The 22966-nt window shown below is 67.2% G+C and carries 18 protein-coding genes; 3 read left to right on the forward strand and 15 right to left on the reverse strand.

Annotated elements, in window-relative coordinates; translation table 11 throughout:
* Positions 1–40 precede the first annotated feature (40 nt).
* Complete coding sequence (locus tag CHB64_RS02015; protein WP_089410906.1) at positions 41–1258, forward strand: Nramp family divalent metal transporter; 1218 nt, start codon at positions 41–43, stop codon at positions 1256–1258.
* A gap of 2 nt (positions 1259–1260) precedes the next feature.
* Here the strand turns inward: CHB64_RS02015 and CHB64_RS02020 are convergent, their stop codons facing one another.
* The 8 genes from CHB64_RS02020 to CHB64_RS02050 form a co-directional block, all read right to left on the reverse strand.
* Complete coding sequence (locus CHB64_RS02020) at positions 1261–2757, reverse strand: BCCT family transporter (RefSeq protein ID WP_159462376.1); 1497 nt, start codon at positions 2755–2757, stop codon at positions 1261–1263.
* An 88-nt stretch (positions 2758–2845) separates the two neighbouring features.
* Positions 2846–3235, reverse strand: a complete 390-nt coding sequence (rpsP, locus tag CHB64_RS15715) for a 30S ribosomal protein S16 (RefSeq protein ID WP_089410908.1) — start codon at positions 3233–3235, stop codon at positions 2846–2848.
* Positions 3236–3318: 83 nt separating this feature from the next.
* Entirely contained in the window at positions 3319–4848 is a 1530-nt protein-coding gene (gene ffh / locus CHB64_RS02030) for a signal recognition particle protein (RefSeq protein ID WP_089410909.1), read from the reverse strand.
* Between the two features lie 229 nt (positions 4849–5077).
* The gene (locus CHB64_RS02035) at positions 5078–5395 is read right to left on the reverse strand and encodes a DUF1475 family protein (protein WP_089410910.1); all 318 of its coding nucleotides are present in this window, start codon (positions 5393–5395) and stop codon (positions 5078–5080) included.
* 42 nt (positions 5396–5437) lie between these two features.
* Complete coding sequence (locus CHB64_RS02040) at positions 5438–6706, reverse strand: dicarboxylate/amino acid:cation symporter (RefSeq protein WP_089410911.1); 1269 nt, start codon at positions 6704–6706, stop codon at positions 5438–5440.
* 65 nt (positions 6707–6771) lie between these two features.
* The gene (locus CHB64_RS15195; protein ID WP_159462377.1) at positions 6772–6918 is read right to left on the reverse strand and encodes a hypothetical protein; all 147 of its coding nucleotides are present in this window, start codon (positions 6916–6918) and stop codon (positions 6772–6774) included.
* Positions 6915–9032 (reverse strand): prolyl oligopeptidase family serine peptidase, encoded by a 2118-nt coding sequence (locus tag CHB64_RS02045; protein ID WP_089410912.1) that lies wholly within the window; start codon positions 9030–9032, stop codon positions 6915–6917. The genes CHB64_RS15195 and CHB64_RS02045 overlap by 4 nt, the downstream gene beginning before the upstream one ends.
* 29 nt (positions 9033–9061) lie before the next feature.
* On the reverse strand, positions 9062–11185 hold the full coding sequence (locus CHB64_RS02050) for a prolyl oligopeptidase family serine peptidase (protein WP_200815200.1): 2124 nt from the start codon (positions 11183–11185) through the stop codon (positions 9062–9064).
* A gap of 222 nt (positions 11186–11407) precedes the next feature.
* On the opposite strand from CHB64_RS02050, the gene CHB64_RS02060 reads away from it, so the two are divergent.
* On the forward strand, positions 11408–11998 hold the full coding sequence (locus CHB64_RS02060) for a PilZ domain-containing protein (RefSeq protein WP_143265918.1): 591 nt from the start codon (positions 11408–11410) through the stop codon (positions 11996–11998).
* A 19-nt stretch (positions 11999–12017) separates the two neighbouring features.
* On the opposite strand, the gene CHB64_RS02065 is transcribed toward CHB64_RS02060, so the two are convergent.
* The 3 genes from CHB64_RS02065 to CHB64_RS02075 all read right to left on the reverse strand — a co-directional run bounded on the left by CHB64_RS02065 (position 12018) and on the right by CHB64_RS02075 (position 15942).
* Positions 12018–12545: a CC0125/CC1285 family lipoprotein gene (locus CHB64_RS02065; protein ID WP_089410916.1), complete on the reverse strand. Its 528-nt coding sequence runs from the start codon at positions 12543–12545 to the stop codon at positions 12018–12020.
* A 139-nt stretch (positions 12546–12684) separates the two neighbouring features.
* On the reverse strand, positions 12685–14118 hold the full coding sequence (locus CHB64_RS02070; protein WP_089410917.1) for a mechanosensitive ion channel family protein: 1434 nt from the start codon (positions 14116–14118) through the stop codon (positions 12685–12687).
* Between the two features lie 132 nt (positions 14119–14250).
* Positions 14251–15942, reverse strand: a complete 1692-nt coding sequence (locus tag CHB64_RS02075; protein WP_089410918.1) for a M28 family metallopeptidase — start codon at positions 15940–15942, stop codon at positions 14251–14253.
* A 186-nt stretch (positions 15943–16128) separates the two neighbouring features.
* Between CHB64_RS02075 and CHB64_RS02080 the strand changes: the two genes are divergently transcribed.
* The gene (locus CHB64_RS02080) at positions 16129–17724 is read left to right on the forward strand and encodes a phosphoenolpyruvate carboxykinase (protein WP_089410919.1); all 1596 of its coding nucleotides are present in this window, start codon (positions 16129–16131) and stop codon (positions 17722–17724) included.
* A gap of 6 nt (positions 17725–17730) precedes the next feature.
* Here the strand turns inward: CHB64_RS02080 and CHB64_RS02085 are convergent, their stop codons facing one another.
* The 4 genes from CHB64_RS02085 to CHB64_RS02100 all read right to left on the reverse strand — a co-directional run bounded on the left by CHB64_RS02085 (position 17731) and on the right by CHB64_RS02100 (position 22800).
* Positions 17731–18774: a threonine aldolase family protein gene (locus CHB64_RS02085; RefSeq protein ID WP_089410920.1), complete on the reverse strand. Its 1044-nt coding sequence runs from the start codon at positions 18772–18774 to the stop codon at positions 17731–17733.
* Positions 18771–19496 (reverse strand): HAD family hydrolase, encoded by a 726-nt coding sequence (locus CHB64_RS02090; RefSeq protein ID WP_089411436.1) that lies wholly within the window; start codon positions 19494–19496, stop codon positions 18771–18773. The genes CHB64_RS02085 and CHB64_RS02090 overlap by 4 nt, the downstream gene beginning before the upstream one ends.
* A 123-nt stretch (positions 19497–19619) precedes the next feature.
* Complete coding sequence (locus CHB64_RS02095) at positions 19620–21740, reverse strand: sodium-translocating pyrophosphatase (RefSeq protein ID WP_089410921.1); 2121 nt, start codon at positions 21738–21740, stop codon at positions 19620–19622.
* Positions 21741–22032: 292 nt separating this feature from the next.
* The gene (locus tag CHB64_RS02100; protein WP_089410922.1) at positions 22033–22800 is read right to left on the reverse strand and encodes a sterol desaturase family protein; all 768 of its coding nucleotides are present in this window, start codon (positions 22798–22800) and stop codon (positions 22033–22035) included.
* Positions 22801–22966 lie beyond the last annotated feature (166 nt).

Below are 22966 nucleotides of genomic sequence, written 5' to 3' on the forward strand. Positions count from 1 at the left end.
CGCGCTCGCGCACGCCTGCGGATCGGGCTAGCCTCGCGCGATGTTTCGGCGGCTGCAATCCATCGGACCGGGGGCCATCGTCGCGGCGGCTTTCATCGGACCGGGCACGGTGACGACGGCGACGCTCGCCGGCGCCCATTACGGCTATGCGCTCGTCTGGGCCCTCCTCTTCGCGACCCTCGCCGCGATCGTCCTTCAGGAGATGGCGGTCCGCCTGGGCGTGGTCGCACGGCTCGGCCTCGGCGAGGCGGCGCTTTCCGCCTTCGCGAACGCCCCGGTCGCACGGATCATGATCTCTGCACTGATCATCGCCGCGCTTTATGTCGGAAACGCGGCTTACGAAGGCGGTAACATCGCCGGCGCGGCGCTGGGCGCGCAGGCGGCGCTGCCGGACGCTTCTCCCCGCCCCGTCGTCGCCGGCGCGATCGCCGCGGGGGCGTGCGCGCTTCTTTATTTCGGCGGCTACCGCGCGATCGAGCGCGCGCTTATCGGCATGGTCGTTCTCATGAGCCTGTGCTTTCTCGCGACGGCGATCATCGTGCGCCCCGATCTGGGCGCGCTGCTCGCCGCCGCCGCGCGCCCGCGTCTGCCGGACGGAGCGCTTCTCGTCGCGCTCGGTCTCATCGGCACGACCATCGTGCCCTACAATCTTTTTCTTCACGCGGCGGCGGCGCGCGCGAAATGGGCCGATGCGAGGGGCCTTGGCGACGCCCGCTTCGACGCGTCGCTGTCGATCGGCGCGGGAGGAATCGTTTCCATCCTGGTGCTGACGACAGCGGCGGCGAGCCTGTTCGGCTCGGGCACCGTCATCGAGAGCGCCGCCGACATGGCGCGCCAGCTCGAACCGCTCGCCGGCGCGGCGGCGACCTGGCTGCTCGCCGCCGGGCTGTTCGCCGCAGGCCTTACTTCGGCGATCACAGCGCCGCTCGCCACCGCTTACGCGGCCAGCGAGATATTCCGCTTCCGGAGCGATCCTAAGGCGCCAGCCTTTCGCCTCGTCGCGCTGAGCGTAGTCGGCGCCGGTGCGGCCGCCGCGATCGCCGGCGAGCGGCCGGTGCGGCTCATTCTCTTCGCGCAGGCCGCCAACGGCCTTCTGCTGCCGCTCATCGCCTGTTTCCTGCTTTATGCGGCGAACCGGCGCGCGCTGCTGGACGGTCATGCGAACGGGCTTGCGGCCAATATCGCGGGCGGGGCCGTCATCCTGCTCGCGGCGCTGCTCGGCGCGCGAACCCTGGGGCGGGTTTTCGGCCTTTGGTGAGCCTATTGCAGCCGGCGCGGCCCCGTCAGCATCAGCCGCACCAGCGCCGCCCCGCACCCGATCAGAATTACGAGCCCCGGGACGCCGCCGAGATTCGACAGCATGCGGACGCCGTCGATTCCCTTGGTCGAGGTCATGACCCAGGCGACGGCGCCGATCAGCACGCCCCAGAAAATCTTGATCCACAGGCGCGCGCCCTTCGGTTCGTTCTCATGCCGGCGCGCTTTGAGACACACGCTGGCGATGGAATGCGTGTTGGAATCCATCGCCGTGACGAAAGAGACGAACGTCGAGAACACGAAAACGAGCGTGGCGATCATCGTCAGCGGCAGCGCGCCCAAAAGCGCGTACATCACCGCTTCCGGCCCGCCGCCATCAAGCGCCGCGGTGAGCGCGCCTTGCGTCTCGCGATCTATATTGAGCGCGGCGCCGCCGAAAACCGTCATCCAGACCATGCCGAACAGCGCCGGCGCGGCAAGGCTTATCAGAATGAATTCGCGCACCGTATAGCCGACGGCGATGCGCCCCAGAAACATCGCCGTGATCGGCGCCCAGGCGAGCCAGTTGGCGAAGTAGAAGATCGTCCAGTCGCGGCTCCAGGCGCTGTCTTCGCCGAGCCCGAGGTCGAGGCTGCGCGGCAGGAAATCCCGCGCATAGGCGAGCGCGCTTTCCCCGCCGAGCGAAAGAACCGCCCAGGTCGGCCCCGCGATGAGCACGAAGAGGACGAGCGCGAAGAACAGTCGGATGTTGAGATCGGACAGATATTTGATGCCGCGCTGCAGGCCGCTCACCGAAGAGCCGACATAGGCGGCGACGATGAGCGCGGTCGTCGCCAGCCGCAGCGGCGCGCCGTCGGGAACGCCGACGGCGCCGCCCAGCCCGCTGGCGAGGGTCATCACGCCTGCGCCGAGCGACGCGGCGACGCCCGCGACCAGCGCGAACAGCGCGGCCGCGTCGATGAGCGCGCCCGCCGGCCCCTCCATCGCGCGGCCGAAGACGAGGCGCAACGGTCCGCTCAAGGAGTAAGCGCCGTTGCAATTGTAATAGGCGAGCGCGAAGGCGAGCGAGGCGACGGCGTAGATCGAATAGGGCGTGATCGCCCAGTGCATGTATAGTGTCGACAGGGCGAAGCGCGCGGCGGCGTCGCTGCGCGCCGGCGCCTGCGCGAAACCCGGCGGCGCGTTGAAATGAAACAGCGGCTCGGCGACTCCCCAAAAGAGGATGCCTGTCGCGATCGTCGTGCACAGGGTTATCGCGAACCAGTTCCAGCGCTTCAGGACCGGGCGGGCGTCGCGCCCGCCGATGCGCGCCCCGCCCAACGGCGAGACGAACACGATCGCCATCAGCACGACCGCCGCGAAAGAAGAAAGGCTGAACGCCCAACCGAGGCGATCGAGAATCCGCTCATGCGCCGCCGTCGCGGCGGCGAGGAAGCCCTCGAAGTCGACGAGGCTCGCCGCGAGGGCGAGGAGAAGCAGGACCGCCGGCGGCCAGAACACCAGCGGGCGCGCCTTCTGCAGCTTCGTTCCGCATCGCCGCCATGATCGGTCATCGGGCGGCGAAACGCAAAACCGCGCGCGCCCGCCTTTACTCCGCGCTCGCCTCTTCGGCGGGCGCTTCCTCGGCCGGCGCATTGGCGGCGGCTTCTTTCTCGGCGCGGGCCGCGGCGCGCTCCTTGGCCTTGGCGCCGGGCTCGCCCTTCTTCGGATTGTTCCCCCGCTCCCACTTAACGAGGTCGTTCGCCGACAGGAATCGCGCGACGCGGTCGGTGGGCTTGGCGCCGACGCCGAGCCAGTGCTTCACACGTTCTTCATTGTACTGAACGCGCTTGGGATCGTCCTTGGCCAGAAGCGGATTATAGACGCCGATCTTCTCGATGAAGCGGCCGTCGCGCGGGCTTTTCGCCTCGGCCACCACGATCGAGTAGAACGGGCGCTTCTTCGCCCCGCCTCGGGCCAGTCTGATTTTGAGAGCCATGTCAGTTTTCCTTCTTCTGATCTGAGTACCTAGTGCGTAGTGCGTCGGAAGCGGTTGCTTCTGCGCACCACGCACTGTGAACTTTACTTCTTCCTCCCCGGCGGGCCGCCAAGCCCCGGCGGCATGGGGCCGCGGCCCGACAGCGCTTTTTCGAGAGCGTCGAAGTCTATTTCGTCCGAGCCTTGAGCCTCGCCGCCGCCGGCCTGTTTCAGCAGCGCGCCCGGATCGCCGACGCCCGGCGTCCCGCCCAAAGCGCCGCCGAGGCCGCCCATGCCCATCATCTGGCCTGCGAGCCCCTTCATGCCGCCCTTGCCCATTTTCTTCATCATATCCGCCATCTGGCGGTGGGCCTTGAGCAGCTTGTTCACTTCCTGCACGGAGGTTCCAGAACCTTTGGCGATGCGGATCTTGCGCCTGGCGTTGAGGATCGCAGGCTTCCTGCGTTCGGCCTTCGTCATGGAGCTGATGATCGCTTCCTGGCGCTTGATCTCCCTGTCGTCGAACCCGCCGGCGGCGTCGACCATCTTCTTCATCTTTCCCATGCCGGGCATGAGGCCGAGGATCGCGCCCATGCCGCCCATTTTACGCATCTGGCGGAACTGCTCGGCGAGGTCGTCGAGATCGAACGCGCCCTTGGCGAGCTTTTTCGCCTGGCGCCTGGCTTTTTCGAGGTCGAGGTCTTCGGCCGCTTTCTCGACGAGGGAGACGATGTCGCCCATGCCGAGAATGCGTCCCGCCATGCGTTTGGCGTCGAAGGCGTCGAGCGCGTCGAGCTTTTCGCCGACCCCGACGAATTTCACCGGCGCGCCGGTGACCGCGCGCATCGACAGCGCCGCCCCGCCGCGCGCGTCGCCGTCCATCCGTGTGAGGATCACCCCGGTGACCGGCAGCCGCGCCTTGAACTTCTCCGCGGTGTTGACTGCATCCTGGCCGGTGAGCGCGTCGACGACGAGCAGCGTCTCGATCGGCCGGGCGAGCGCGTGAATGTCCGCGACCTCGGCCATGAGCTGCTCGTCGATGGAAAGCCGGCCGGCGGTGTCGAGCAGCACCACGTCGAACCCGCTGAGCCGGGCCGCCTCCAGCGCCCGGCGCGCGATGTCGAGCGGGGTCTGGCCGGCGACGACGGGCAGGGTTTTGACGCCGGCCTGTTCGCCGAGAATCCTGAGCTGCTCCTGCGCGGCGGGCCGGCGCACGTCGAGCGAGGCCATGAGCACGCGCTTCTTCTCGCGCTTCTCGAGCCGCAGGGCGAGCTTGGCCGTGGTCGTCGTCTTGCCCGAGCCCTGCAGGCCGACCATGAGGATCGGCGCGGGCGGAGCCATGGCGAGATCGAGCGCGGCGTCCTGCCCCGCGCCGCCGAGGGTTTCGACGAGCGCGTCATGGACGATCTTGACGACCTGCTGGCCCGGCGCGACGGAGCGCAGGACTTCCTGGCCGATCGCGCGCTCCTTCACGCGCGCGATGAAGTCCTTGGCGACCGGGAGCGCGACGTCGGCCTCCAGAAGCGCGACGCGCACCTCGCGCAGCGCCTCCGCGACGTCTTTTTCCTCAAGCGCCCCGCGGCCGCGGAGCCTTTCGAAGATCGAACCCAGCCTTTCGCTCAGCGAGTCGAACATTCTTCCTCTCAACTGGGCTCAGGTTTTAGGCGTTGGGAAAATAGATCGGCCGGAGCGCCGCACATTCAATCCCCAAAACCCAGGCCCTAGGCCCTAACGCGAAGCGCCGCCGCGAGGGCGTTACCCCGGCGGCGGGACATCCCCGGCCCCGTCCCTTCTCCAAAGGGGGTCGTGCCGGCGGACGCGGGAAAACCGAGATTTCCCGAAAGCGTCGGGCGTCTCTAGCCGGTCACGGCCCGGAACGCAAGCGGCGAACGAGCGTCGGCAGCCGCAGGGCGACCCACAGGGCCGTCCAGACATTGCCGAGAACGAAAATCGGGAGCGCCCAGGCAAGGCCGACCGCGAGCCGGCGCTCGGCCAGGACGATCGCCGCGGCGGCGATGACGAAGCCGAGATAAAGATCGGCGAGGGTCACGATCGTCCACGGCTCGGCGAGCATCGCGGCGAGCACGGGCCCGAGCCCGCGCCCGTCCGCGCCCATGGCCCAGACGATCAGACCGACCAGCCCTGCGGCGAGCGCAAGAAAGAAAAGGCGCGCGTAAGCCATGCCATTGTTACTCCCCGTTCGCGCCGGCGGATCATTTCCCGCCTAACTGGCCGGCTTCGCCCGGAAAACGTCTTCGTCGAGCTCGCCTTCCCATTTGGCCACGGCCGTGGCGACGGCCGCGTCGCCGGTGACGTTCACCACCGTGCGCATCATGTCGAGCAGCCGGTCGAAGGGGAAGATGAAGCCGATCACCAGCGCCGCGTGCTCGGGGCTGACCTCGAACACGTCGAGCACGATCGCGAGCAGGAACAGCGAGGCGGAGGGCACGCCCGCCGTGCCGATGGAGACGAGCGCAGCGGTGAGCGCGATCAGGAAGTAATGCTGCGGCTCCAGCGCGTAGCCGAAGGCCTGGGCCGTGAAGAGCGCGACGATGCCGAGATAGAGCGACGTGCCGTCCATGTTGATCGTCGCGCCGAGCGGCAGCACCGATCCGGCGACGGATTTTTTCACGCCGAGATTTTCCGACACCGCGCGAATGGTCACCGGCAAAGTCGCGGAGGAGGACGAGGTCGAATAGGCGACCATCATCGCATCGAGAATCCCGCGGAAGAAATCCACGAAGGGCAAATTGAGGATGACGCGCACGAGCCCGCCATAAACGATCAGCATGTGCAGCGCGCAGCCGAGATAGACGGCGAGCGTGAGCGACAGGATGGCGGTGAAGGTCGCGATTCCCTGCGTTCCGGCGACATAGGCGATGAGGCCGAACACCCCGAAGGGCGCGAGCTCCATGATGATGTAGGTCATCTTGAGGACGGCCTCGGAGGCCGCTTCGAAAAACCGCCCCGCCGGCTCGCCTTCCTTGCGCGCCATCAAAAGGCCGACGCCGAGCAGCAGCGAGAAGAAGATCACCGCCAGCATGTCGCCCTCGACGAGCGCCGTGAACGGATTTTCCGGTATGATCGCCATCAGCCGCTCGCCCAGCGGCTGGGCCTCGCCTATCTGGCGCGGCTCCGCGCCGCCGAGATCGACGCCCTCTCCGGGGCGGAACAGCGCGCCCATCGAAAGCCCGATCAAATTGGCGAAGAATGTTGTGAGAAAGTAAAGCGCGAACGCCTTGACCCCGAGCGAGCCGAGCTTCTTCGGATCGCCCATGGCGTAGACGCCGGCCGTCAGGGTGAAGAAGACGAGCGGGACGACGATCATCCGTATCAGGCGGATGAAGACGTCGCCGACGACTTTCGCCTTCGCGAGCAGGGCTTCGGCGGCGACCGGATCCATGGTCTGCGCCACGACGAGGCCGAAAGCCACCCCGAGCGCGAGCCCGAGAAACACCCGCTTCCACAGCTTGATCCGGAACCACCAGGCCATCGCGCGCTCGCTTTCCGTTCTGTTGAGATGCGGCGAACGACGCCCCCCCCTTGCGTCGCTCTCCGTCAGACGGCGGGATATGGATTGTGGCCAATCGCGCGGAGGAGGTAAAGCCTACCGCGCCGCCAGCGCAGCACGTGCATCTCGCCGTCGATGACGAGCTTGACATCGACCCTGCGCCAGCGGCGCGCGATGAGTTCGGCGGCGATCATTCCGTTCCGGCCGTTTCCGCCTCGCCCATCAGCATCTTCGCGAAGTAGACATACTCGAGCGCCGTGCGATAGGCGAGCTGGTCCTGGTTGGCCGCGCCGCCGTGCCCGCCCTCGATGTTCTCGTAATAATAGAAGTCATAACCGAGGTCGGCGAGCTTCGCCGCCGCCTTGCGCGCATGGCCCGGATGCACGCGGTCGTCCTTGGTCGAGGTGTAGAAGAAGACCTTCGGATAAGGCTCCCCGGCCTTGAGATTCTGATAGGGCGAGTACTGAGAAATATAGGCCCATTCCTCCGGAATATCCGGATTTCCGTACTCGCCCATCCAGGACGCGCCGGCGAGCAGCTTGTTGTAGCGCTTCATGTCGAACAGCGGCACGCCGATGTCGAGCGCGGCGTACAGGTCCGGCCGCTGGGTCATGATCGCGCCCATGAGAAGCCCGCCGTTGGAGCGCCCGACCGCGCCGAGCTTTTCAGGGCTCGTCACGCCGGTTTCGACGAGATGCTCGGAGATGGCGATGAAATCGTCATAGGCGCGCTGGCGATTTTCTTTAAGCGCCGCCTGGTGCCACCGGGGGCCGTATTCCGAGCCGCCGCGGATGTTGGACAGCACGAGAACGCCGCCGCGCGACACCCACATCCTGCCGGCGAGCGCGCCGTGCTGCGGCCGGCCGGGATCCTGATAGTAATAGGGAAGCGTCGCCGCGAGAAAACCGCCATAGCCGTATTGCACGGTCGGCGCGTTTCCCTGTTTGAGGACGGCGTCCTTGGCCATGACGAAATAAGGAACTTTCGTTCCGTCTGCGGAGGTCGCAAAGCGCTGCTCGACGACGACGTCCGTCGCGTCGTAGAAGGCGGGCGTCTCGGCGATCTTTTCGATCCGGTTCTTCGCATCGACATAGTAGAGCGAATCGGGAACGGTAAGGCTTTCGAAGGAGACCATCGCATCGTCGGTCCCGCCGCCGGCCGAGACGATGGCGACGACGCCGTTTTCAGGCAAATCGATTTCCTTCGCCTTCCATTCGCCCTTGCGCGTGCGCGCGACGCGCGCGGCCTTGCCGGCGACGTCTTCAAGATACTGGATGACGAGTCCGGTCTCGCCGATTTCGACGTCTTCGACGGACTGGTTCGCCGCGGCGGCGAAGACGCGCTCGGCGCCGCCCGTTTCCAGGTCGTAGGCGACGACCGAGCCTTGAGGATAATTCGCGCCCTGATGGCTCCATTCTTCGCGAAGCGAGAAGATCGCCCGCCCGTCGAGAACGCCTGCAAGATCGGCGTTGGGCGGCAGGGGGAGCTTCGCGAAGCCGTTCGTCCCGCCCCGCGCATAATGATATTCGCGCTCGAAAAAGGAAGGCGCGCGCACGATGAAGACATGCGCCGTCCCGCCTTCATGCTCGACGGAAGCCGACACGCTCACGTCCGTCGCCTCGCCCTCGAAAATCGCCGGCGCCCCGGAAAGGTCCGCGCCCCGTTCGAGCCGCACGAGCGTGCGCGCATAGCCGGAGGCGGTGAGCGAGTCCGCGCCGTGATCCGTGCCCACGATCAACGTATCCGCATCGAGCCAGGCGAGGTTCGATTTCGCCTCGGGCAGGGCGAATCCGCCGTCTACGAATGATTTCGTCTGCGTATTGAATTCGCGCCAGTAGCCGGCGTCCTTGCCGCCGTCGGAAAGCTCGACCATGCAATGGGCGTATTCCGGCGACAGGCAAACGATGGAGCCGGCGATCCAGTTGCGCCTTTCGGCTTCGGCCAGGGCGTCAAAGTCGATAAGCGTCTCCCACTTCGGGGCGCCGGCGCGGTAGCTCTCGACGCTCGCGCGCCGCCACAGGCCGCGCACATGCGCGTCGTCCTGCCAGAAATTGTAGACGGCGCCGTTATGGATCTGTCCGTAGGGAATGCGCTCCTTCGAGGTGAGAATAGACAGCGCTTCGGCGTACATGGGCTCGAAACGCGGATCGCTTTCGAGCTCGGCGAGAGTGCGGGCGTTCTGCGCGCGCGCCCAGTCGAGCGCGCGCTCGCTTTCTATATCCTCAAGCCAGAGGAAAGGGTCTTTTTCTTCCGCCTGCGCCGCAGCCGCCGAAAGTCCCGCCAAAACGGCGATCATGATTCTCCGCATGCGTCTTTCCCTCCAGATTATGCTTTTCCTCACTCGCCGGCGCTCGCGGACGAAGCGGGGCCGTCCATGAGCTGTCGCGCGAAATAGACGTATTGCAGCGCCGTGCGATAGGCGGCCTGCTTCTGGTTCGCCGCCGCGCCATGGCCGCCCTCGATATTCTCGTAATAGAGGAAATCATGGCCCATCGCCGCCATCTTCGCGGCCATCTTGCGCGCGTGGCCGGGATGGACCCGATCGTCGCGCGTCGAGGTGAAGAAGAAGACGCGCGGATAGGCCGCGTCCGGGCGCAGGTTCTGATAGGGCGAGTATTTTTCGATATAGGCCCGCTCTTCAGCGATGTCCGGATTTCCGTACTCGCCCATCCACGAAGCGCCGGCGAGCAGCTTGTGGAAGCGCAGCATGTCGAGAAGCGGCACGCCGATGGCGATCGCGCCGTACAGATCGGGCCGCTGGGTGAGCGCAACGCCCATCAGGAGCCCGCCGTTCGAGCCGCCATAGGCGCCGAGCTTCTGCGGACTCGTGAGCCCGCGCGCGATGAGATCTTCGGAGACCGCGAAGAAATCGTCGAACGCGCGCTGGCGGTTTTCCTTGAGCGCCGCCTGATGCCAGCGCGGGCCGAACTCGCCGCCGCCGCGGATATTGGCGATGACGTAAAGCCCGCCGCGCTCGTACCACAGCTTGCCGATGGTTCCCGAATAGCCGGGCGTGACGGGAACCTCGAAGCCGCCATAGCCGTACTGGATCGTCGGCGCGTTCCCCGCCTCCATCACGTCCTCGCGGCCGATGACGAAATAGGGAACTTTCGTTCCATTCTTCGACGTCGCCTCATGCTGGCGCATGACGACGCCAGCCGCATCAAAAAAGGCCGGGTTCTGCTTCACCCGCGCGCGCTCGCCCGCCGCCGAGACGTAAAAGAGCGTCTGCGGAACGGTCGGGCTGTCGAAATAGAGGAAAAGGTCGTCGCCATGCGCGTTGACCGAGCCGAGGGATACGTCGCCCTCGCCCGGCAGGGCGACGTCGCGCGCGCGCCACTTGCCGCCGCGCCGTTCGATCTTCTTCACCTTGCCGACGATGTTGTCGAGAAGCTGCACGAAGAGCGCGCTTTCCGACGCCGCGACGCCGCCCACGGCCTGGTGCTCGTTCGGCGAGAAGACGAGCTCGGCTTTCGTTCCCGCCGGATCGATCGCGACGATGTCGCCGGCTCTGAAACGCCGTCCGGCGAAGGCCCAGTCCTCCTGGATCGAGGCGACGATGAAGCCGTCGAGCACGCCCTGAATGTTCGACTTGGCGGGCAGCGGCAGCTTTTTCTCCTCGAACGCGTCGTCGAGCAGATAATGCTCGGACTCGAAAAAGGTGAGCGCGCGCGTCACGAACAACCAGGTCTTCCCGCCGCGGACGATCGCGTAAGGCCACACGCCGACATCTGTCTTGGCGCCCTCGAACACGACTCGCGCCGAAGCGGGGTCTTCGCCGCGCCGCACGAGCCGCGTCGTGCGCGGATAGCCGGAGGTCGTCATCGTCCCTTCGCCGAAATCGACGCCGACGAGGAGCGCGTCCTCATCGACCCAGGCCGTCGTTCCTTTCGACTCCGCGAAGGAAAAGCCGTTCTCGACGAATGTTCCCTCGGAGACGAGGAATTCGCGCCGCGCCGCCGCGTCGGCGCCGCCGCGCGAGAGATTGACGATGCAGCGGTCATGCGCCGGCGCGAGGCAGTCGGCGCCTTTATAGACCCAGTTCTCGCCTTCCGCCTCGGCGAGGGCGTCGATGTCCAGAATGAGCCGCCAGTCGGGCGCGCCGGCGAGATAGCTTTCGAGCGAAGCCTCGCGCCAGATCCCGCGCACATGCGCGCCGTCCTGCCAGAAATTGCGCACCGTCTCGCCCACGAGCCCGGGCGCGGGGATGCGCTCCTCGGAGGTGAAAATCTCGAGCGCGGCCCTGTGGAACGCCTCGAAGCGCGCATCGCCTTCAAGCTCGGCGAGCGAGCGGGCGTTCTGCGCGCGGACCCAGTCGAGCGCGCGCGCGCCGTCGATCTCCTCGAGCCACAGGAAAGGATCCTCCTGCGCCGCGGCGGGCGCGCCCTCCTGCGCGGCGGCCCCTTGCGCGGCGGCGAGCGAAGCGGCGACGAGCGTAGCCTTGACCATGACCTTGAGCATCTCCTCGGCGTTTCCTCCCGACGCAGGCGCCCCCGCGCCCGTTTTCCCGGCGCGCGAGCTTAACGGCCTCGCGCCGGGACGCAACGCCGCTGCGGCGGAGCGAGCCGCCGCCGCGCCGGGCGCGCCGCGCCGCAAGGTCGGTAAAATTCTCGCGACCGCGTTAGCGAAGACTTGAGCGCGGCCGCGCTAGCGATAGGCGACGATCCTTTGCAGGGCGCCTTCATGTCAGACACGGAACTGCGCCGTTATCGCCGGATCGCGCGCGATCTTCCCGCGCGCGTGGTGGTCAACGGCATCGACGAGTATCACGGCCGCCTTCTGAACATCTCGCCCGGCAATCTCGCCGTAAAGGTTGACGCGCGCGTCGCGCCCGGGGACGCCGCCGTCGTCTACATCAAGGGGCTCGACGTCATCGAGGGCACCGTCGCGCGCGTCATGCCCGACGGCTTCGCGCTGTCCTTCATCCTGTCGCGCAAGCGTCGGAATATCCTGATTGAACGGCTGATGGTGCTGGCCAATCCCGAGCATGCGGCGGGCCTTTCCGACCGTCGCCGCGCGCCGCGCCATGGCGCCGGGGATCAGCGGATGGTCTGCCGTCTCGCCGACGGAAGCGCGCTCTTCGTGCGGGTGCTCGACAAATCGGTCGACGGCGTCGCGGTCGACAGCCCGCGCAAGCCGCCCGTGGGCGCGCCCATCCATATCGGGCGCGAGCGCGCGGTGGTGATCCGCCACACGCCGCGCGGCTTCGTCGCCGTCTACGAGCCCGCGCCCGCAAGCGCGACAGACGCCCCGTCGCGCCTGCGGGCGGTCTGAGCCGGCTTTCCCCTAAGCGTCAGGACTGCGCGCCGATCACCAGCGGGCGCAGGTTCTCGATCACCTCGCGCGCATTGAACGCCTGCGGATTGTCCTGCGGCTTCTCGCCCTTGTGCATGGTGATGAAGGCGACCGCCGAGTAGCGCGTGATCTCGCGCGTGTAAGAGTCATACGGATAGCCCCAGCCCCAGCCATAGGCGTAATAGGGGAATCCGTAATAAGGCCCAAAGCCGTAGCGGCCGAAAAAGGCCGGGCTCGCCGATGTGCGGTACGAACGGCTCGCTTCGGTGTCGCCTTCGACGACGATGAAGTAGTCGTAGCCCTTGCTCACGGTGACTTCCGCGGCTCTGAGCAGCAGCGCGTTCTCGACCGTCTCGCGGCTGGTCGCGGAATTGCCGCGGAAGGTGATGCGATAGCGGTTCTGTTCGATCCGCTGCTCGGAGAAGCCGTAGCCGCGTCCGCTTTCCGCCGGCTGGTAGGGCGTCGAGGTGGCGCAGGCGGCGAGCGCGGCGCAGGCGACGACGCCAAGCGCGATGGTGCGTATCATCTTTCGATCTCCCGATTGTCCAATCGTCGGTCTCCCGCTTGCGCGCGCCGGCCCGCCGATCGGCCCGGCGCGCCCCATCGCCCCAAGTGAAATATATGGCGGGGCGCGGCCTTTTGAAAGCGCCGCGGCGGCGACGCCTTCAGTCCTTGAGCGGCAGGCCAAGGCTTTGTTCCGCCGATTTGACGTGCAGATCGAGCTGCGGGAACGGGATTTCGATCCCGTGTTCGTGAAGCCGGTCCCACAAGGCGAGCAGCACGGCGCTGCGCACGTTCGACACGCCGTTCGCCGGATCGCTGATCCAGAAGCGCAGGTCGAAATTCACCGAGCTCGCGCCGAATTCCACGAGATTGCAGTTCGGCGCCGGCGATTTCAGCACCCGGTCGACTTCGAGCGCGGTCTCTTCGGCGAGCTGCTTCACGAAACGAAGGTCGCGCGTCTTGTAGGAGACCCCGAAAGGCGCGTGCAGGCGGAAGATCCGGTCTGCATGGGACCAGTTGACGACGCCGTCCTCGATGAACTTGTCGTTCGGAACGAGGTGCTCGGCGCCGTCGCGGGTGCGCACCGTGACGTAGCGCGCGCCCATCTCCGTCACCCAGCCGAAGGTGTCCTCGACCGCCACGACGTCGCCCGGCTTGATCGACTTGTCCGCGATCAGCGTGAAGCCGGCGAAGAAATTCGAAACCGTCTTCTGTAAGCCGAGACCGATGCCGAGGCCCACCGCGCCGCTGAAAATGGCGAGGGTGGCGAAGGGAAAGCCGACGAGCTGCAGGGCGACGACGAGCGCGACGATCGGCGTGAGCACGTCGAGAACCTTCGACAGCAGCGCTTTGAACGAGGTCGTCAGCTCGTCGATCGCCGCGATGCGTCCTTTCAGGAATTTGTTGATGACGCTCGCCAGCCAGAACAGCAGCGCGAATACGATGATGGTGCGGATGAAGTCGAGCGCCGAATAGGTGATCGGATTGTTCTGATCGTCCTTGCCGATGGGAATGGCGAAGGCGTCGAGCTGGCGCACCACGCGGCCCAGCACGCCGAAGGCGTCAAGCGCGGCGATGGGCCAGACGACGTAAAAGGCGACCCGCGACCAGAAGGGCGAGCGGATGACGAGCGTCACCATGCGGATGACGATCCAGGCGGTCAGCAGGCTGACGCCGGCCTGCACCAGCACGCTCGGCCGGCCGAGCGCGCCGAGCGCGACGACCGCCGTCTGAAGGGTGATGAGAAGCGCGATGGGCGTCGCAATATGGGCGAAGGCGTTGGCGGCGCGGCGGAGGAAGCCGTAAGGCGCGCGCGGGGCGACCTGGCCGGAGATGAGCTTTCTGAGCTGCGGGCCGAACATCGCGGCCGGAACGAGGGCCGCGAACAGGATCGCGGCCTGAACGGCGACGTCGACGGTGAGAAGGTTTTCCTGCGCCCAGGCGAGAAACCGCGCGGTTCGCGACGTCAGCTCTTCGGCGCCGAGCAGCTCGTCGATGGCTGATCCTGCAAGCTCTTCGGGCGGCGGTTCGCCCTCGGGCGGCGCCGGCCCGGAAGGCGGCGCGCCGGCGGGCTCGGTCTCGTCATTCTGTCGCATCGCGCCCCGGATCGGCTCGAAAGGAATCGATTCCTACCACGAACCGCCGGCGCGCGGAACGCGGCGCGGCGCAGGAGCCCCGCCGCGCTCGCCTCGTCCGGGTAAGGACGGCCCCGCCGATCGCCGCGCAGGCTACTCGTCCGCCCGCTGGGCGTCGCGCAGGACGCGAAACTCGTTGCCCTCGTACCAGTTCGGCCAACGGTCCGAATAGGCGAGCGCGGCGCCAGTTTCGTAAAGAACCTCGACGGTCCGGATCATGCCGTCGAACGTCCAGCTTTCATCGAACTCGTCCGCCGGCTTGTGATAGCGCTCCGCCGTGTACTGAGCGCCCCGCGCAAGGCCCGCCTTCTCGCCGCCTTCGACGAGGTCGATCCCGGCGTCGGCGTAGAGCATCGGAACGCCTTTTTTCGCGAGGGAGATGTGATCGGAGCGGTAGAAATAGCCCTTCTCCGGCTCGGCGTCGGGGCGGACGTACATGTCGCGCGCCTGCGCCCGCTCCGCGAGGATATCTTCGAGCTCGGACGCGCCGTGGCCGATGACGATGATGTCGCGCGTCGCCGGCAGCGGCAGAACGGCGTCGATGTTGATCCCGCCGACGATGTTTTTAAGCGGGACCGGCGGGTTTTCCGCCAGATAGGCGGAGCCCAGCAGGCCCGACTCCTCCGCCGTCACGGCCGCCAGCAGAATCGACCGGCGCGGGCGCTCCGGATTGGTGGCGAACTTCTCGCCGATCTCCAGGATCGCCGCAATGCCTGTCGCGTTGTCGACCGCGCCGTTATAGATCTTGTCTTCGCCCTCCGTATCCGGATTGACGCCGAGATGGTCCCAATGGCCCATATAGAGCACATATTCGTCGGGCGCTTCGGCGCCGGGCAGGACGCCGACCACGTTCGCCGACTCGCTGCGGCGAATCGCGTTTGCGAGCTTCGCCGACGCCGTCAGTCCCGTCAGCGGCTGCGCCTTGAACTCGCGCGTCTTCGCCGCCGCCTTCAGCGCGTCGAAGTCGAGCCCGGCGGCCGCGAAAAGATCGCGCGCGGCCGCATTCGACAGCCAGCCTTCGACCGCGACCCGGCTCGCGCCGTCGTCGGCGCGCGCCAGATCGAGCTGCGGGCCGGACCAGCTTCCCTCGACGACGCCCCAGCCATAGCCGGCGGCGTCGTCTTCGTGGATCACCAATGCTGCAGCCGCGCCCTGACGCGCGGCTTCCTCGTATTTGTAGGTCCAGCGCCCGTAATAGGTCATGGCGCGGCCGTTGAAGAGTTCGGGATCCCCCGTCGCAAAGCCCGGATCGTTCACCAGCATCACGACCGTCTTGCCGGCGACGTCGAGGCCTTCATAGTCGTTCCAGCCATATTCCGGCGCGACGACGCCGTAGCCGACGAAGACCATTTCGCTGGCGTCGAGATCGACGTTCTCCGCCACGCGCTTCGTCCAGAAAACGGCGTCCTCGCGATAGGCGAGTTCTTTTTCGCCCTCGGGCGTCTCGATGCGCAGCCAGGATCGCGCCGGATCGAGGGTCGATTCCACGAGCGGCACGGGCTGGAAATAGCTGTCGCCGACAGGCTCGAAGCCCAGCCGCTCGAACTCGCCGGCGATATAGGCGCGCGTCTTCTCTCCGCCCGGCGTCGCGGGCGCGCGCCCTTCGAATTCGTCCGAGGCGAGCGTGCGGATATGGCGGGCCAGATCGGCGGCCGCGATCGCCGGCCCGGAAAGGGCGGCGGGCGCTGCCTCCGGCGCGGACCCGCTCTCCGCCGGGCCTTCCCCGCCGCAGCCCGCGGCCAGCCCCAACGCCGCCGCGGCGGCCAGAAATCTGCCGTGGGTCATGGTCTCGCCTCCCTGGATTCTCTGAATTGGTCGGCCGGATGTGTGGCACGCGCCGGCGCCGGGTTCAAGCCGCGGCCCGCGCTGGCCCTTCAGCCTCGCCTTGGCCGGCTTTTTGGATTAAAGCCTGAAGCAGGAGGCTGCCTGGCGCAGCAACGGCGCTCTTCGAGCGCCGCGGGAGGAGGACAAATGAGCGTTTCTATCAAGGCGGCGCGAGCCGCCCTTTCGTCGTTCGCGGAGGCGAGCCCCGGGCATCTGCGCAATCTGCCGACCGCGGCGCTTTACGAAGCGGCGATCGCGCGCGGCGAAGGCCGCATCGCGGCGGCCGGTCCCTTAGTGGTGGAAACGGGGGAGCACACGGGCCGGTCGGCTGAGGACAAGTTCGTCGTGCGCCGTCCCGAAACGGAACAGACCGTCTGGTGGGACAACAACCAGGCGATGACGCCGGCGGCGTTCGGCCGGCTGCACGACGACATGCTCGCCTATGCGGCCGGGCGCGAGCTGTTCATGCAGGAGCTTTACGGCGGGGCCGACCCCGCCCATCGCCTGAAGGTCAGGGTGCTGACGGAATACGCCTGGCACTCGCTGTTCATCCAGCACCTTCTCATTCGCCCGGATCTTAGCGAACGGGGCTGGGACGAAGCCGATTTCACTATCGTGGACCTGCCCGGATTCGACGCCGACCCGGCGCGTCACGGGTGTCGGTCGAAGACCGTCATCGCCCTCGATTTCGAGCGCCGGCTGGTGCTGATTGGCGGCACGTCCTACGCGGGGGAGATCAAGAAGTCTGTCTTCACGATCCTCAACTACCTGCTGCCGCCGAAGGGCGTGATGCCGATGCATTGCTCCGTGAACGTTGGGCCGGCCGGCGACCCGGCGGTCTTTTTCGGCCTTTCGGGCACGGGCAAGACCACGCTCTCGGCCGATCCGGCGCGCACGCTGATCGGCGACGATGAGCACGGTTGGGGCGAGGACGGGCTCTTTAACTTCGAAGGCGGCTGCTACGCCAAGATGATCCGCCTGTCGCCGACGGCCGAGCCCGAGATTTACGCCACGACGCAGCGTTTCGGGACCGTGCTGGAAAACGTCGTTATGGACCCGGTCACGCGGGCGCTCGACCTCGACGACCCGAGCCTTGCGGAGAACTCCCGCGGGGCCTATCCGATCGACTTCATTGCGAACGCCGATCCGTCCGGACGAACCGGCCATCCGAAAAACATCGTCATGCTCACCTGCGACGCTTTCGGCGTCATGCCGCCGATCGCGCGGCTGACCCCGGCGCAGGCGATGTACATGTTCCTGTCCGGCTACACAGCCAAGGTCGCCGGCACCGAAAAGGGCCTCGGCAAGGAGCCGCAGGCGACCTTTTCGACATGCTTCGGCGCGCCCTTCATGCCGCGCCATCCATCCGTTTACGGAAAGATGCTCGGCGCGCTCATCGAGCGCCGCGGCGCGGCGTGCTGGCTCGTCTCGACCGGCTGGACGGGCGGGCCGTACGGGACCGGCCGGCGGATGCCCATCGCCGAGACGCGCGCGCTGCTCGCCGCCGCCCTCGACGGCGCGCTCGCCGGCGCTCCGATGCGCGAAGATCCGGTCTTCGGCTTTGCGGTCCCGACCGCCGCGCCGGGGGTCGATCCCGTCCTGCTCGACCCGCGCGCGACCTGGGCGGACCCGGCGGCCTATGACGCGCAGGCGAAGACCCTCGCGCGCATGTTCGTCGAGAATTTCAGGGCGTTCGAGCCGTTCGTCGCCGACGCCGTGCGCGCAGCCGGCCCGAGACTCTGATCGTCCTTACGCGGCGCTTCTCGCGAGGGCGAGGAGCCGGTCCACGTCTTCCTCCGTCGTGCGAAAAGAGGCGATGAGGCGGTGAAGCCGCCCGCCCGTCGGATCGCCCGGCGTCGCCCAGGGATAAAAGACCGCGCCCGCGCGGCGCAGCGCTTCGGCCATCGTCGCCGGCATGGCCGCGAACACCTCGTTCGCTTCAGTGGGATAGACGATCTCGACGCCGTCGACGGCGGCGAGGCCGTCCGACAGCCGGCGCGCCATGGCGTTGGCTCGCGCGGCGAGCCTCAGCCACAGCCCATCCTTCAGATAGGCTTCGAATTGCGCGGCGATGAAGCGCTGCTTCGACCACAGATGGCCGGCGCGCTTGCGCCGGAAAGCGAAGTCGGCGGCCGCGTCGCGGTCGAAAAAGACCACCGCCTCGGCGGCGATGCAGCCGTTCTTGGTGGCTCCGAAGCACAGAACGTCGACGCCGGCCTTCCAGCTTATGTCCGCAGGCGCGCAATCGAGCGCGGCGACGGCGTTGGCGAAGCGCGCCCCGTCCATGTGGACGCGCAGGCCCCGCTCATGGGCGAGCGCGCACAGCGCCCTGAGCTCGCCGGGCTTGTAGACCGCGCCGCACTCCGTCGCCTGGGTGAGGGAGAGAACTCTGGGCGGGGCGCCGTGGGGCGGGCGCTCGGGAAAGCCCTTGAGCGCGGCGGCGATCGTCTCCGGGCTGAGCTTCGCCGCGAAGCCTTCAATCGGCAGCAGTTTCGCCCCGCCCGTGAAGAACTCCGGCCCGCAGCATTCGTCCATCTGCACATGGCTTTCCTCATGACAGAGGATCATGCCGTAGGGCGGAGTCGTCACCGACAGCGCCAGCCCGTTCGCGGCCCCGCCCGTGGCGACCAGGAAAACCGCGACGTCGCGCTCGAAAATCTCGCAAAAGCGCGCTTCGACGCGCGCGCTCAGCTCGTCGCCGCCATAGGACGGCGCAAGCCCGTCATTGGCGCGCGCGACCGCGTCGAGAATCTCGCGCGCGGCGCCTGCCCAATTGTCGGATGCGAAGATCATCGGCCCGCTCCGCCCGCCGCTCGCTTCGGAGGCTCGCCAGCATCGTCCGCGCGCGGGCGCGATTCAAGCCTCGCGAGAAGCGCGTCGAAATCGCGCGCGATCCATGTCGCGCCCGCCGCGACGAGGCGCGCGTCATGGCCCTCGAAACAGTGCCCGCCGCCGAGAAAGCCCCAGACGGTCATGCCGGCCGCGCGACCGCTTTCGACGCCGTGGGCGCTGTCCTCGACGACGAGACAGCGCGCCGGGTCCGCGCCCAGCCGCTCGGCCGCATACAGATAAATGTCCGGCGCCGGCTTGCCGCGCGCCACCGTCTCGGCCGAGTAGACGTGCGGCGCGACGAGGTCCCACAGACCGACCCGCCGGAGCTTCGATTCGAGATAAACGGCGCGGGACGACGACGCGACCGCCCGGGGAAGGCGGATCGCCTCGAGCGCCGCCTTCGCGCCCCTGACCGGCTGAAGCGCGTGACGGCGCTTGCGCCGCTCCTCGATCAGGCCTTCGAAAAAGCCTTCCGGCGGCGGGCGGCCGTGGACCGCGCCATAGGCGGCGGCGAGCCGTTCGGCGAACACGTCGTCGCGCAGTCCCGTGAACAGGCGCACGAGATCGGCGCCCGACCAGGCGAGTCCGTGCCCGCGCAAGTAACGCGCGCAGTCCTCGAGCCCGAGAATCTCCGAATCGACGAGCACGCCGTCGCAGTCGAACAGGATCGCGTCGAAGGCCATGGCGGCCCCGTTGTGGCCGCTCGCCGCCGCGCAGGCAAGCCGTCCGGCGCGGCGCGCAAAAAAAGAACCGGCCCCGCCGCGCAAACGGCGGGGCCGGCGGGCGGCGCAAACCGGGCGGCGCTTTTAGCTCGCCGCGGACAGCGCCGCGAGCAGAAGAAGCGCCACGATGTTGGTGATCTTGATCATCGGGTTCACCGCGGGGCCCGCGGTGTCCTTGTAAGGATCGCCTACGGTGTCGCCGGTCACCGCCGCCTTGTGGGCGTCGGAGCCCTTGCCGCCGTGATGGCCGTCCTCGATGTATTTCTTGGCGTTGTCCCAGGCGCCGCCGCCCGCCGTCATGGAGATGGCGACGAAAAGGCCGGTGACGATGACGCCCATCAGCATCGCGCCCACCGCCGAGAGCGCCGCCGACTTGCCCGCCACGAGTCCGACGAGGAAGTAGAGCACGAGCGGGGAGAGAACCGGCAGCATGGAGGGGACGACCATCTGCTTGATGGCGGCCTTGGTGAGCATTTCGACCGCGCGGCCGTAATCGGGTTTTTCCGTACCCTGCATGATGCCCGGCCGTTCGCGGAACTGGCGGCGCACTTCCTCGACGACGGCGCTCGCCGCGCGGCCTACCGCCTGCATCGCCATGGAGCCGAACAGGAACGGCAGAAGTCCGCCGACGAACAGGCCGACCACCACATAGGGATTGGACAGCGCAAAGTTCACCGCCACGTCCGCGAAGAAGGGGAATTCCTGCGGATGGGCGACGAAGTGCTTAATGTCCTCGGTGTAGGCCGCAAACAGCACGAGCGCGCCGAGGCCGGCCGAACCGATGGCGTAGCCCTTGGTGACCGCTTTCGTGGTGTTGCCGACCGCGTCAAGCGCGTCGGTGGTGTCGCGCACCGAGCCTTCCAGGCCCGACATCTCCGCGATGCCGCCCGCATTGTCCGTAACCGGACCGAAGGCGTCGAGCGCGACGATCATGCCGGCGAGCGCCAGCATCGTCGTGACGGCTGTGGCGATGCCGTAAAGTCCGGCGAGGTTGTAGGTCGCGACGATGCCGATCACGATCACCAGCGCAGGCAGGGCCGTCGCCTCCATCGACACGGCGAGTCCCTGAATGACGTTGGTGCCGTGGCCGGATTCCGACGCCTTCGCCACCGAACGGACGGGCCGGAAGGCGGTGCCGGTGTAATATTCCGTGATCCACACGATCAGGCCGGTGACGGCCAGACCGATCGCGCCGCACACGAACAGGCTGAGCCCGGTGAAAGGCGCGCCGCCGATCGGATCGGAGAAGCCGAACATCTGCTGGGTGAGGACCGCGATGGCGACGAGCGCCAGCACGCCGGTCGCGACGAGGCCCTGATAGAGGGCGCCCATGATGTTGCGCGAGCCCTTGCGCAGGCGCACGAAGAAAGTGCCGATGATCGAGGCGACGATGCACACCGCGCCGATCGCCAGCGGATAGAGCATGAACTGGGCCGCGTCCGCCGCATAGAGGATCGAGCCCAGCACCATGGTCGCCGCGACGGTGACCACATAGGTCTCGAAGAGGTCGGCGGCCATCCCCGCGCAGTCGCCGACATTGTCGCCGACATTGTCGGCGATGGTGGCCGGATTGCGCGGGTCGTCCTCGGGAATGCCGGCCTCGACCTTGCCGACGAGGTCGCCGCCGACGTCGGCCCCTTTGGTGAAGATGCCGCCGCCGAGACGTGCGAAGACCGAAATCAGCGAGGCGCCGAGCGAAAGCGCGACGAGGCCGGTCACCACCGTCCGGCTTTCCGGCGCATGCCCGAGCGGACCCGTCAGCAGCCAGTAATAGCCGGCGATGCCGATGAGCGCGAAGCCGGCGACGAGCATGCCGGTGACCGCGCCGGCGCGGAACGCAACCGACAGGCCCTTGCCGAGTCCTTCGGTCGCCGCCTGGGTCGTGCGCACGTTCGCGCGAACCGAAACGAGCATGCCGACATAGCCGGCCGCTCCCGACAGCACCGCGCCGATGGCGAAGCCGCCGGCGGGGACCAGATCGAAGCCGAAGGCGAGCAGGAGAATGACGAACACGCCCGCCCCGGCGATGGCGATGGTCGTGTACTGAGTCTTGAGATAGGCCTCCGCGCCTTCCTGGATGGCGGCGGCGATTTCCTTCATGCGGGCGGTGCCCGCCGGCAGGGACATCACGGCCTGGATCGTGAACGCGCCATAGAGAATGGCGAGCCCGCCAGCCGCAATGACCAGCAAAAGCGCTAAGCTCATGTCGTTCCTTCCTAACTTGCGTGCTGAAAGGGGAGAGAAACGCCGATATGGCCGCGGCGCCCGATCGGCCGCACGCGCCGCGCGCGGATCGATCGGTTACCTCAGACGCTCGACTTCGCCGATCGGGCCCCCGCCCGGCCGGAAACGCCTGAAGAGCGCGCCTGCGCTTCAACCGGTCCCCGTTACGTCGCGCGGAAACTGGCAAAGGCGGGCGCCAAAATCAACAAAAAGTTGATCCGTATCAGGCCGGTGGCGAGGGGGACCGCGCCCGCCAGGCGGCCTTGAGCGAGGCTCAGGCCGCCTTCGGCCCAGCCTCGCGCCCTGCGTCTTTGCGGCCTTCGGTGAGCGCCTTCACCCAAGGCCATTTCTCGGCCGTTTCGTCCGTGTAACCAAGATTGCGCGCAGTCGGGCTTCGCGGAACGTCGGCGGTTTCGGCGTAGAACGTGCCGAACACGCGGTCCCACATGAACTCGCTGACGCCGAAATTGCCCTTCTCGTTATGGAAGTGATGGGCGAGGTGGCGCTTCTTGAGATCGCGCCAGAATTTCGACTTCGGTTCGAAGGCGAGATGCTCGCCGGCGTGCAGGAATTCGGTCACGCAGGTCATGATCAAGGTGCCCGCGATCGAGCCGGCCGCGCCGGCGGGCCCGTGCACGAGCCATCCGAGCGGCCCCGAAAGAATCAGGATGGTCGGCAGCGTGGTGTGTAGGCCGCCGAAAAGCACTGAAAGATCGTTGGGATAGCGATGATGGTCGTAATGGACCCGCTTCCACAGCCCGGCGAGATGGCGGGATTTGTACATCCACGAGCCGTGCAGCACGAAACGGTGCAGCAGATACCACGCGAAGGGGAAAAGCAGCGCCCCGACGCCGACCGAGGCCGCGAACAGCCAGAACGAGGAAGCCGCGTACGCGCCATAGGCCAGGCACGCCAGGGTCAGGATGAAATAGACCTGAATGGCCGGATAGGTCACATACGCCCGGACCAGATCCTTGAAGGTCATGCGGTTGAGCAGATACTCTTCCGCTTTCCAGGCCTTATAACCGATGAATAGTCTCATGAACGCTTTCCCGCGCCGGAAAGCCCGGCGCGCCGCTGACGGCGCGAAAGTAGGAGCGCGCTCCGCGAAAGGCAAGGCGACCGCGTTCGCGAAGCGCTCGGGGAGGCGAAAGTTGAAACATGCGCTCGCAATTCTTGACTTGCGGTAATCTCCCTGCCCCTTGCCC

The sequence above is a fragment of the Amphiplicatus metriothermophilus genome (assembly GCF_900199215.1).
GTDB lineage: Bacteria > Pseudomonadota > Alphaproteobacteria > Caulobacterales > Parvularculaceae > Amphiplicatus > Amphiplicatus metriothermophilus.